Source organism: Leptospira borgpetersenii serovar Javanica (assembly GCF_003046425.1).
Taxonomy (GTDB): Bacteria; Spirochaetota; Leptospiria; order Leptospirales; family Leptospiraceae; genus Leptospira; species Leptospira borgpetersenii.
The window spans coordinates 67,501-79,636 of record NZ_QAJG01000001.1 but is presented as its reverse complement, the minus strand read 5'-3'; the positions used below and the strand labels follow the sequence as shown (position 1 = coordinate 79,636).

The following is a 12,136-nucleotide window of genomic DNA, read 5'->3' as shown; positions in this document are numbered from 1 at the left end:
ATGGAAGTATTTATCGATCAAAAATTGGAAGGAATGGAACTTGCTACTCAACATATCGTGATGTCCAGGGATCTCAATCAACACGGATTTCTTTTCGGGGGGCAGATGCTTGCCTGGATCGACGAGGGTTGTGCCATGTACGTTATGGAGAAAATCCGCTATTCGAATATCGTTACCGTGAGCATGGCAGACGTTGTGTTTAAAAGTCCCGGACTTTTGGGAGATATCATTCAGATCTTTTCTAAGATTGAAAGAATGGGAAACAGTTCTATCACGATTCGAAACACTTCCATCGGAAAAAGCCAAAGTAGAAAAGAACTCAAAGAGATCATCGATTGCAAAGTTACTTATGTTTGTCTGGATGAAAATGGAAGACCGTTCCCTTATTTCAAAGACCATTTCGAATTTCGGGATCTGAAATAATCTTTATGGCTTCTCGTTTTCCCGTTTCGGTCGAAAAGGAATCTAAGCTTTTGGAACTCATGGATGTTCTGGAAGTAAAAGAAAACGAGCTAGAGGAGAGTTTTACGAGAAGCGGGGGCAAGGGCGGGCAAAATGTAAATAAGGTTTCCACCGCGGTTCATCTCAAACATAAACCTACCGGAATTGAAGTCAAATGTTCTCTCTACAGAACCCAAGGTCTCAATCGTTATAAGGCGCGTGCCATTCTTTGTGAAAAAATCCAAGAAGAGAATCGAAAGAAACAAGGCACGGTCAGCGACGAACGCAAAAACACGATTCGAAACAAACAAAAAGACGCAAAACGAAAGAAAGAAAAGTATTCCAGAAAGGATCAGAATTCTTCTTCCATTCTCACCGAGCTCAAAGAAAGTTTTGAATCGGAGTGGGACGATTCGGAAGTTTCGAATGAAAGCAAGGTCGAAAATTGAAACGATCGTTTTGAATTTCGAATTTTGTCTAACTAAGGGAGATGGTCGTTTAAACTCGAAATCACCTGCCGATTTTCGATAGAGTAAGAACCGAGTTCTATCGCAATCATCAAAAAGGTTCATTATGCCTGAAATTTTAAATCATATTCTGATTCTGGAAAAAATCAAAAACTTAGGCATTTCTCCGGGCTGTTATCTTTGGAAATCCAGAAAGGGAGAGGTTTTATACGTAGGTAAGGCTAAAAATTTGGACAAAAGAGTCCGTAATTATCTCAAAGAAAATCATCCCGATATAAAAACACGAGCGCTTCAAAAGGAAATCTTTGATTTAGATTGGATTGCAACTGGAACCGAAAAAGAGGCTTTGATTCTAGAAGCGACTCTCATCAAAAAACACAATCCTCGTTTTAATGTCCGTTTCAAAGACGATAAGAAATATCCGTATATCTGCGTTTCTCTTTCGGAGTCCTTTCCAATGGTTTATATCACAAGAAAACTAAAAGACAATGGGGATCGTTATTTCGGTCCTTATTCGGACGTAAAATCCACAAGAGAAACATTAGACATCATTTTAAGAATCTTTCCGGTTCGTAAAACGAGACAAGTGCTCCCGTTACCGAAACCCAGAAGACCCTGTTTAAACTTTGATATGGGGCGTTGTCTCGGCCCTTGCCAAGGAAATATTCCCGTAGAAGATTATAAAATTGTAATCGATCAAGTGATTCAATTCTTAGAAGGTAAAAAAGAATCTCTTGTGGGGGATCTCAGTATCAAAATGAATGCGTCGTCGAATCGTATGGATTTTGAAAAAGCCGCTCGTTATCGGGATATGCTCCAGCGAATTCAAAACTTCCGAGAAAAACAAACTGTGGTCAGCGCGGAAGGCGGGGACGAGGACGTGATCGGATTTGCCAGGAAGAAGGACGAAGGTCAGGTTATTCTTCTTGAAGTTCGGGGCGGAAGGTTGGAAACCAAAAAATCTTTTCCGATTCAAGGAGTTTTGGATGCGGAAGATTCGGAAATTCTAGGAGCTTTTTTCAGGGATTATTATTTAAATGCGGCTTTGGTTCCGCCTTTGATTTTTGTTCCGGCGGACATTCAAGAGGAAACTGCCGCGGTTATGGATGTGCTTCAGGAGAAAACGGGTTTCAGACCCAAACTCAAATCCCCTCGCGGTGGAGGTAAACGTTCCCTTTTGAAAATTGCGGAGAAAAATGCGGAACTTGGATTGACCGAAAGACTACTTGCAACTCACTACAGAGATCAAACAGCTTCTTTGAAAGAAATTCAAGAGATGTTTTCTTTAGAACATCCTCCTCATATCATCGAATGCTACGATATCAGTCACTTTCAAGGTTCTGAGCCGGTTGCAAGTGGTGTGATGTTTGTGGAAGGAAAACCTTTCAAACAAGGATACAGAAAGTATAATATAAGGGGTTATAAGGGAATCAACGATCCCGGAATGATCCACGAAGTGATTTCTAGGCGTCTACAAAGAATCGCCAACGAGGAAAGTGTTTTTCCGGATCTCATCGTGATCGACGGAGGACCGACCCAGCTGGCCAAGGCCTGCGAAGCCGCAGTGGAAGCGGGAGCGGAAAGAATTCCTATGATCGGTCTTGCAAAGAAGAGAGAAGAGATCTATTTTCCGGGAGACAACGAACCTTTTATCTTTGATATGAATTCATCCGGAATGAAACTACTTCGTCATCTTCGGGATGAGGCGCATCGATTCGGAGTTTCACATCATAGATCGCGTAGGAACAAGGAGACGATGCGCTCTCTCATTCAAGATGTTCCGGATATCGGTTTGAAAAGAAGTAAACTACTCCTCAGACACTTTTCGGGAGAAAAAAAAATCGAAGACGCAACCAAAGAGGAGCTTCTTGCTGTTCCTGGAATTGGGGAAAATCTCGCCGAAAAAATCCTAAAACGAATTAGAAAAAAAGAATAAAAAATCTCTAAAATTCAAAACGAGTCGAATGTTTTCGAAACCGTACCGGATGGAGGAAAACATGAAACTCAAATCCGTGTTTACAGCGATTTTTCTTCTTTTCGGGCTCGACTCTTGTCGTGGAAAAGAAAACTCCGCGTTTCTTTTTCCGATCACAAACGCGGGAGAATTCAAACTCTTTTATGAACCGATAAACACCGTCGTTTCGGAGATTCCGAGGGAAATTTTCGAAGAATGGAAACATCCAGGTGTTAAAATCAAAACGGCTCCCGGAATTGTTTGTTTATTCAGTGGAACGATTTCCGTATTCGGAATTTCAATTTGTTTTCCGGACCGGAAAGGAAACATTGAATTAGAATTACAAAATATTCTAAAGTTATGGAATGAGAATTCGAATTCCAGGACGGAGCCGGAGTTTTTCGAATTTTCATCCAATGGACAGGCGAATATAAGGATCCAACAGGATCGAGATCTTCTCGACGGCATCAACGAGGATTGGTTGATTCTTTCCGGTTCAAAGGAATTGGATCGAATGCTCCAAAAGGAAAAATTTCCGGAACCGAATCGAATCAGTGTTTTTTCTGAAAATTCGATTTTAAAACCGCATTCCACGAACGCGTTTGTCGGTTTCAGCGTTTTGGCTACTAATGAAAAGATTCGGGTCCTGTTTTCTTCCGAAGATTTTATTTCTTCTAAGAATACGCTCGTTGTGGAGATTCCGGGTGACGTTTCGATTCTCTCCGAATTTTTTTTGGAAATTCAAAAACAGAATCTTCAAATTACGAGTTTATGCAAAACGGACCTTCCCGTTTTAAGCGAGATTTTTGGAGGAACTGAATCCCCCATCGGAAGATTTTTGGAATTCAACAATCCCCGGAAAGATCCGATCTGTTTTCAAGATCTGGAGTTGAAAACGAGTTCGGGAACGTATTCTCTTCTTGCGGGACCGCAATTTTTAATTCCCGGTGAAACGATTCTCAAAGTGGAAACGGGCAGTGTCCTTTTTGGGACCGAGTCCGTTTCTTTTCCTTGGTCGGATTTAAAGAAAAAAGGGGATTGGGTTTTAAAATCTAAGGATGCGGAGAGTGTTTATAAAAATTCCGAAAAAACTTTTTTGGAGGGAGGAAGATATTATTCCTCGCATGAAAATTTCTATTCCATCTGCTCCAATTTTTTCCTCTCTAATGTCTTAGAAAGATTTTGTATGAATCCCGGATTTGGAGTTTCGAATCAAATCCAAGAAAGCGGGATTCCTCCTTTTTGCGATTCGAATATGTTCCAAATCGAAGAGGCGAATTTTACGGGTTTGTATCTAGATGGAAAAGTGGATCAGAAGCAAAAGTTTATTGATTTGGAATATTCTGGAAATAATATATGTAATCCGAATTCCTTGTCTTTGGAAAGTAACGGAACGGAAATCCCAATTTGGCTGGATTCGAAAGTTATACGACCTGGGAGCGTTCTCACGTTAGGGAAACTGGATTTTTTGAAGAAAGACGTTTTTGTTTCCTTGTCCGAACTAAAGGATTTTGAATTCGGAAAATCCGTTTTTTTAAAAGATCGAATCTCAAAAAATGTCAGTATCCTTTTGAACGATTTTTCGGAAACCCCGATTTTGACAAGAACAGACGGTTCCGTGGTTTCTCTTTTACGGAGGGAGAACGTTTGGATTCCACATCCGATATCTTCTTCGGATACCCTCTCCCTTGAAATTCAAAATTCCCATTCCATGAATCCGGGCAAAAAAACGGATCTTACGGCTTTGGATCTGAATACTTCCGTAGATATTTCCGAAATTTCCTGGATGGGGTCGTATGACGGAACTACATCCGTAAGTGCGGATCGTTTCATCGAGATCGATTCTAATTCTTTAACGTCTAGAATTCTGGAAATTCTTTCCGGAAATAAAAGTTATCGGTTTATTTTACCTTTGAAGCCGGGAAAAAACGTGTTATCTATCGGCAAGTTGGTCTGCTTTCCCAAAGTCGAGACTTGGATTGCTCCCGAATTAAGTTTAGGAAGTAAAGGAAAAATCCGACTTCTTTCCGTGGACGGAAAGATAGAAAATGATTGGGTAAGTTGGGACTCTCTGGGAATCAATTCCACTTCCCAAAAGTTGAGGAGATCCGCGTCCAAGATCCGAACTTTATCCGGTGCAAGCGTTTGGAAAAACAGTGCACTTTCCGAGGTTTCTTCAAGAAAAACAAGTTGTATCGGAACGGAAGCAAGTCCGGAACTTGAAAATAGGAGTCTTCCGTTTTTTCAAAAGGAATATTCGGAAACCCTAAATTCTGTTTTAGATCCTTGGATCAGTTTTAATTTGGATCGGAATAGTCCGAGTGACGGATCTATCCAGGTCTTTACGTTTCAACCCAACGGTTCCGTTTGGTTATCGACGTCAGGGTTCTTAAATTTATGGAGCGATCTTCGATCTGGAATTTTAGGATCCTTGAATATTCGAAAAGAGGTTCTTAACTATCTCGTCCCTGTCGGAGGCGAAGAACTCGTCGGAATTCCCGGTTCTTCCGGAATTTTGATTTCGGCCGTATATCCGAATCCCACCGTATCTACAAACGAATGGCTGTCGATTTGCAATCGAGGTTTTGAGTCTGTGGACGTCCGCAGTTTGGAAATTCGGGACAGTTCCTCTTCCGATCGTTTGGTGGAGTATTCCTTTCGTTTCGGAGTTAATCCTCCGCTTGGTTGGATAAATTATAATCCAACTTCATTCGATTGGATTTTTTCGGATAAATTTCTAAATTCGGGAGAATGTGGTTACGTTCTTTCTCCCAATTTTAAAAATGAATCCGTTCCCTTTCATTCCGCCACGTTTCGAAAAATTTTTACGATCGATAAAACGACCACGATCGGAAACGGAATTGGTAAAAACGAAGGCCTGGATCTTTTTCAGGAAATTCAAGGGAACTTCGTTCACATTCACAGTTATGGAAATCAATTTTCTCCATTTCCATTTTCCATCGACGCTGATACGGACGATTTGATCCTTCTCAAGGAAAATCGCTCCGGCGACTCTTACTCCGATTATGAAATCAGAAGGAAGGGGAGTTTATGAGAAAGTTTTTCATATATTCCTATTTTATAATGTTTTTCCAGATTTCCGCGTCCGAGAAAAATAAAGGGTGGGCTCAAATCTCTTGGATGGGATGGGGACTTGTGGGAAGTCAAAAAACTTCCGATCTTTCTCAAGTAAAAGAAGATCGGATTTATAAGGAACTGCGGATCAATTCCTCTTTGATTCACGGTGGGATTGACCGAAGTTTGGAAACGTCTCGTGTGAATATAAAATTACAGGCGGATCTAATCGCTTCCAGCGAGTCCAAACTCGCCTTTTTTGCGGGAAAGAATTTATTTTTCGAATTTAAGAAAGAACATGTTTCTCTCGTCGTAGGTAGAACTCAAGAGGAGATGAAGGGATCCGCATTTACGGATTGGATAGACGGAACGGACGGAATCGTAATCAAAGCAAACTTCAAAGAATTGGGACGCGTTCGTTTCGATCTCTTTGATTTTTATTCCGGTTATTTCTTATTCGAAAAGAATGGACTTAAGAATACGATTCTTAATACAAAAAAGACTCAATTTGATCAGGCCGGTGAAATTGAAGTTCAGGATTCCATTTTCAACACATTCAAAAATCGTTATAGAGGAGGAGTGGGCTATCGTTATGATCTGCCTTATTTGGAAACCGGATTTCGTTTTCAATATCTCAATCTCCAAAATTGGGGAAGATATGCGAATGATCTGATTTCGGAGACGGGGAACGTTTCCTCAGGCGATCGGGATTATCTCACACATTCTACGATAGAACTGAAGTTGAAATATTCTCGGTTTCATTGTTTTTTTGCAGGAATTTTGACGAGAGGACAGGATAAGACCGGTTGGAATCGAATCCGAAAAGCGAGTGCGATTCCAATTACGGGGGAAGCCGTTTTGATTTCCACCGGAGTTACTTGGAATTTTTGGAAGTTTGATGTTTTCGGTTTTCTTCCCGATCGGGATAAAAGAAGCGAGAACGGAGAAATTCTGGAACTAGGTTTTATCGGAATCGGTTCCTCTCCTTCTCCGGTATTCAGCACGAATCAGAGTTTGGATTTTTATCCTTCCGCTTGGATTACGGATCGAGGTTTGGAAAAACAATCCGGAATTCAAAACGGAAAACGTCAATCTGCCTGGACAGGAATCAATTTAGAATATAAAGAATCTATAATTCGATTTCGCTTGTATATTGCTTCTTACTTTTTTCTTTCCGATACGAAAGGAAATGAAGGAGCGCTTACGATGTCCAGGGAAGGTTTTCGAAAGGATTATCTCAGAGAAGCGCTGATTGAAACTCTGGTTTATTTTCCTTCCGAAAATACGAAGTTCGATTTTTTGTATCTGAAAGCTTCCTTGGGAGGTTCGTGGAGCGATCCTGAAAGTGCAAGAAAAGAATCATTCTTTCAAATCGTTTCAGGTATCGTTTTATGAGAAAAATTTCGAACGCTTTCGTTTTAATTTTTCTTTATATCTGGTTTTTTCTTTCCTTGGCAACTTGTTCCAGCCGCCACGATTCCGATTTTTTCTGGCTGGAGTGGGCGAAAACGCGTAATGTGGAAGCTAGTTTTTCGTATCCTGGACGTTATGTTCACACTTTCAAAAGAAGGAATGTACGAGATAAGATTTTACGATTGATTGAAAGTGCAGGATTTGCGATCGATCTTTGGGTCTATTCTTTCGAAGATCCCGAAATTTTGAACGCTTTGAAGAAAGCGAATACAAGAGGGGTTCAGATCAGAATTGTGGCCGATCCGGAAAGGGAATATATGGACGAATTCAAAAATCTCGGTGTGTTTCGAAAATGGGAAAGGTCAGGTTTACAACATTCTAAAATACTCATCGTGGATCGTAAAAAGGTATTTTTGGGCTCCGGGAATTTCACTTGGTACGGTCTTGAAAACGACCTAAACGGTTATGTTTCCTTCGATTTATTTGATTCCGAAATAGAAAACTTTTATGCTTTTTTGGAGGAAGATTCAGGAATTACTTCGCTTAACATTCCTCCGTTTCAATTTTATATCTCTCCGGAAAAGGGAAGATTGATTCAAAATCTGATCCTAAGGGAAGTCGATCGTGCGCAAAGAGACATTCGATATTTGATTTTCGATCATTTCGATTCCGTCCTGACCTCTAGATTGGCTTTGGCGGATCGTAGAGGGGTGAATGTCAAAGGTATTTACGATTCCCCCGTGGATGAAGAAGGCAAGTATCTCGCCAATGTATTTGAGAATCCCGGTTCCGAGATTGCGGCAGATGGAAATGAAGAGGTAATCGAGTCGGGTTCCTTCGGTAAGGGCGGGCTTTTGCATCATAAAACGATGATCGTGGACGGTAAAACTTTGATTTCTGGTTCGTACAATTTTTCGATCAGTGCCAGAGATAATAATCGAGAAATTCTTTTTAAAACCACTGATCCGTATTTGGTCGCTGTTTACGTAGAAGAGTGGGAACGAATTCGAGTAAATTCGATCGTTTATAAAGCGACTTCGTTTGGAACAGAAAATGGATCGAATGGTATTTACTTCGGCTATTCCGGAAATTCAATTCCGATCGGAGTCGAACAAACGATCTGTAGAACCGATACAGCCAAGGAAGAGTCTTTTTATTTAGAATCCGGGAACGCTTTTCTAAAATCAATTTTGGAATATACTTTTCTTCCTACGGAATCCTGCAAAGATGTTTCGAATTTTACGCCTCCCAGTAGCGGTTTTACCGGGAAAAAAACCAATCATCCGGTCAAGACGAAAAGTTTTAGGGAAGAAGGGGTTTTACTGACGAAACGAGGAAAACCTTTTTTCATTTCGACGACGAACGACTTTCAAGCGGACTTTGAACGCAAACCTGTATATTTATTTATTCCTACGTTTTATTCCGTTCAATCGGGAAATTTGTTTTTTCCACAAGACCTAATCGAATTTAAAAATCCGGTTTCCATTTTCTTCTATCAAAAGGGGAACGGTCCGGTCACAATTCCTTGGAATACTTCGGGGAATACTTTTTACGTCGTTTCTCATTCGACTGAGGGAATGATTTTTTTGGAATATGAGTCTTTTTTCCTTGCGTTTTGTTTTCACGAATATTCAAAAAAAGGAATGGAATATACAGAATTGATCCAGGAGATTCTTTCGTATCGAGGAGACGCTTTTTTGCCTGAGGTGAGTTTTTCAGCAGAAAAGGTTTCAATCGACGTTAGAAAAAGATTTGGAACGTACTGTTACCGGTACTGATAACGTGAGTTGTGTATAACAAATGCGAAAGCGATACGCCGCAATTTTCTTATACCAAGTTCACGCTAATAACTGATATCGTTTAAGATTCGAATAATAAAAAGATCGAGATTCGCTAAAATTACAGCGATTGAATCGAATTTTCTTTGGAACTTGTCTCAAAACCTCGATAGAAATATCATCGTGAATTTTTCACAAAGCGAAGGAGTTCCTACATTCAGAGAACTGATGACAATGTGCCTTTCCCACAGAAGACAGTTTTGAGACACACCTTTTTGAATTTGTTCGTAAAATGGTAATTTGCTGTAGTTCCAACATTTTAAGAATAAATTTACAAAGTTCTTCGGATTCCAATTTTTTAGAAAGACGAATCTTCTCGCGCCGAACTTATGTTAAATATTGATCCAAATGACCCAGAATTCGCTTTAAAACCAATCGAACCTGAGGCCTGCTAAAAAAAGATCGGATAAGAAATTTTTATTCTTACCGCCAATTTGGAGAAATGGTTTCGATAGAAATAATCAATAGAATTTTTGAAAAATTCCATAATTCAGATTAACAAAACTGCTTTAATCGTGACTGTTTCCATGAAGCAGAAGCAGGTGAAGAATTAATTTTTCAACAACTCTAATATACAAACTTTATTCTATTCAAAATATCTTAAGAATTGATCCAGAGGATCAGGAAGGGAAAAAAGCATATTGATCAACGTATTTCTTTTCTTCTTATTCTTAACGCTTGCAACTGTTTGATAAACCTCTTCCATTTTATCGACACAGGCCGTCATTTCATGTGCTTTGGAGATTTTAATGGATTCTTTCGAGAACGTTTCGTAAAGAGGAGAATCTTTCAAAATTGTCACTGCTTTTTCGGCGATTCCTTTTACGTCGAAAGGTTTTGCGATGTATCCGTTTCTACCATCGTGAATGAGTTCCGGAATCGCAAAAGAATCCACTCCAACGGCGGGAAGTCCACAAGCAATGGATTCCAAAATCACAAGCCCTTGGGTTTCCATCGTGGATGCGGTCAGAAACAAATCGTATTTCGGATATTCTTCCGGAAGCTGTTCCCTCTTTATGAATCCGGTAAAAGTAACGACATTCTCCACGCCTAAGTTTCGAGCTTGAACTTTCAAGGATGGGAGAGCTGGGCCATCCCCAATGATCGTAAGAGTGGAATCCGGAATTTCATCGTGAATCAGCTTGAATGCATTTAATATCACATCACAATTCTTCTCATAGGAAATTCTCCCTACATGTAGAAGTTTCGGAGCAGGAGTTAACTGTTTGATACTTCCTTTAAAACTTGTAAGATCAAGGCCGTTCGATATGACCGCAATTTTGGTTTTTAATCCGAATTCACGAAGTTGTTTTTCGATTAGATGAGACGGTGAAATGATAAGATCACAACGTTCGTAGATATTGTTTGAAATCTTAAGAATGACCTTTTTGCGAATGTTGAATTTATCGAATTTTTCGATCTTACTTAAATCCTTTATCTTCAACTTCTTGTCGGATTTACTCACTTTCAAAAAAAGTTTGTCCAGTTTGAGAAGTCTGTAAAAAGAAAGATACATGTCTTGTTCAGACATCAACGTATGATAGGTTCCTATCGTAGGGATTCCATATTTCTCGGTCGCATTAATTCCATAAAGTCCCAACAAGCCCGGAGTATGAATATGAACCAAGTCGGGCTCGAATTCCTTGATGATTCTTTTGATCTTGGTCGGGGAAGGAAGAACAACTTTAATATCGGGATAACTCGGAAGGTATCCGCTCCTGAATCTTTCAATTCGAATCGAATCACCTATGTGATGGAAATCCCCTTCGCCATATTTCGGACAGCAGATCGTAAACGTATGGCCTCTTTTTGCAAGAAGGTCCGCGAAATTTTTCATGGAGATCGCAACTCCGTCTACCTTAGGAAGGAAGGTGTCGGAAAAGTAAAGAACTCTCATCAAAGATCTCCTCATTCACAAACTTATGTTTCAAATACGATTGAAGGAAAATATCGAATTTACAATTCCCAGGTTTGATAGAATCTGGATTTCAATCGATTAGAGAAGATGCCCGAACGTCTTAGAAAAATCACTCTTTTTTTATTTTGCGCAAGTATTGTGACAATCGGTTTATCCGTATCCCTTAGCCAAGGATTCTTAGTACTTGCGTTTCTAACATCGTTATTCTCTTCGAAAACTTCCGGTTTTTGGAAAGAGCCCTTGACCCTCATCGGAATTTCATTTTTTGGTTGGTATCTGAGCGATTTTGTCATTCATTCCTTTCAGGAAGAGAATTTTCGAACTTATTCTAAAATCGCATTCAATGCAGAACTCAAAGACATTTTTCTCTTCATAGGATTCGTTCTGGCTTGGAATCTAAAAAAAGAGGAATTTCCGGTAATTTTAAAATCCCTAAACGTGCTCTTTTGGATTCTACTCATAACCGGATTTATTTCTAGTTTCTCTCCGGTCCGTCTTTCTAGACTTGTCAGTGACTTATATAGGGAATCTTCTAATTGGAAATTCACTCATCCCATGGGTCATGTTGGAGGATTGTCTCTTTACCTTCCAATCGGTTTGATGAACACTCATCTAACGTTCGGGGGACTTTTACAGTTTTTTTTTCCTGTACCCGTTTTTCTTTTTTTGAGATCCTTATTCGATCGGAATTTTAAAAAAGCCGGAATTCAAGGAATCATACTCTTAAGTTTCCTTTATGTAGTTTTTTTAAACAACGCCCGCTCCTCTATGTTGGGCGCGATTTTTTCCTCAATCACCGCATTTCTTGTTTTAGGAATTGTTCGTAAAGAATTACCCTCTGCAAAAATTTTGCTCTTTGCCAGTGGTATTCTCATGCTTTTGCTTGTTTTAGGAATCGTACTTTCGTTTACACAAGTCGGCCAAAAGATTACAGACCCTCTCTTTGGAAAAGAAAAACATACAGATTCTGGGAGAACTTTTATCTGGGATTCCACATTCCCTTTGATTCGGGATAACTTTTTCACAGGAG

Annotated in this window: 8 protein-coding genes (1 of these 8 cut by a window edge); 7 read left to right on the top strand and 1 reads right to left on the bottom strand. The window is 39.8% G+C overall.

From position 1 onward, the window contains the following. The 6 genes from CLV95_RS00305 to CLV95_RS00280 all read left to right on the top strand — a co-directional run bounded on the left by CLV95_RS00305 (position 1) and on the right by CLV95_RS00280 (position 9,128). The gene (locus CLV95_RS00305; protein ID WP_002727381.1) at positions 1-423 is read left to right on the top strand and encodes an acyl-CoA thioesterase; all 423 of its coding nucleotides are present in this window, start codon (positions 1-3) and stop codon (positions 421-423) included. A 5-nt stretch (positions 424-428) separates the two neighbouring features. Then, entirely contained in the window at positions 429-890 is a 462-nt protein-coding gene (locus CLV95_RS00300; protein WP_002727377.1) for a peptide chain release factor family protein, read from the top strand. A 124-nt stretch (positions 891-1,014) separates the two neighbouring features. Continuing rightward, the gene (uvrC, locus tag CLV95_RS00295; protein WP_002731802.1) at positions 1,015-2,844 is read left to right on the top strand and encodes an excinuclease ABC subunit UvrC; all 1,830 of its coding nucleotides are present in this window, start codon (positions 1,015-1,017) and stop codon (positions 2,842-2,844) included. A gap of 61 nt (positions 2,845-2,905) precedes the next feature. Continuing rightward, positions 2,906-5,917, top strand: a complete 3,012-nt coding sequence (locus CLV95_RS00290; RefSeq protein ID WP_016762592.1) for an LIC11755 family lipoprotein — start codon at positions 2,906-2,908, stop codon at positions 5,915-5,917. Then, the gene (locus CLV95_RS00285; protein WP_002731889.1) at positions 5,914-7,332 is read left to right on the top strand and encodes an LA_2168 family protein; all 1,419 of its coding nucleotides are present in this window, start codon (positions 5,914-5,916) and stop codon (positions 7,330-7,332) included. Before CLV95_RS00290 ends, CLV95_RS00285 begins: the two co-directional genes overlap by 4 nt. Continuing rightward, on the top strand, positions 7,329-9,128 hold the full coding sequence (locus CLV95_RS00280; RefSeq protein WP_002731868.1) for a phospholipase D-like domain-containing protein: 1,800 nt from the start codon (positions 7,329-7,331) through the stop codon (positions 9,126-9,128). Before CLV95_RS00285 ends, CLV95_RS00280 begins: the two co-directional genes overlap by 4 nt. A 646-nt stretch (positions 9,129-9,774) precedes the next feature. Here CLV95_RS00280 and CLV95_RS00275 read toward each other — a convergent pair. Further along, the gene (locus tag CLV95_RS00275; RefSeq protein ID WP_002727358.1) at positions 9,775-11,085 is read right to left on the bottom strand and encodes a glycosyltransferase; all 1,311 of its coding nucleotides are present in this window, start codon (positions 11,083-11,085) and stop codon (positions 9,775-9,777) included. Between the two features lie 108 nt (positions 11,086-11,193). Between CLV95_RS00275 and CLV95_RS00270 the strand changes: the two genes are divergently transcribed. Then, positions 11,194-12,136 carry the 5' portion of an O-antigen ligase family protein gene (locus CLV95_RS00270; RefSeq protein WP_016757983.1) on the top strand. It continues 368 nt past the right edge of the window, so the window shows 943 of its 1,311 coding nt (coding positions 1-943); it begins with the start codon at positions 11,194-11,196; its stop codon lies off the right edge, out of view.

Excerpts from the sequence above, each read along its gene's own strand:
- CLV95_RS00290 (WP_016762592.1), top strand. The coding sequence starts at position 2,906 with ATGAAACTCAAATCCGTGTTTACAGCGATTTTTCTTCTTTTCGGGCTC.
- CLV95_RS00300 (WP_002727377.1), top strand. The coding sequence starts at position 429 with ATGGCTTCTCGTTTTCCCGTTTCGGTCGAAAAGGAATCTAAGCTTTTG.
- CLV95_RS00285 (WP_002731889.1), top strand. The coding sequence starts at position 5,914 with ATGAGAAAGTTTTTCATATATTCCTATTTTATAATGTTTTTCCAGATT.
- uvrC (WP_002731802.1), top strand. The coding sequence starts at position 1,015 with ATGCCTGAAATTTTAAATCATATTCTGATTCTGGAAAAAATCAAAAAC.
- CLV95_RS00305 (WP_002727381.1), top strand. The coding sequence starts at position 1 with ATGGAAGTATTTATCGATCAAAAATTGGAAGGAATGGAACTTGCTACT.
- CLV95_RS00280 (WP_002731868.1), top strand. The coding sequence starts at position 7,329 with ATGAGAAAAATTTCGAACGCTTTCGTTTTAATTTTTCTTTATATCTGG.
- CLV95_RS00275 (WP_002727358.1), bottom strand. The coding sequence starts at position 11,085 with ATGAGAGTTCTTTACTTTTCCGACACCTTCCTTCCTAAGGTAGACGGA.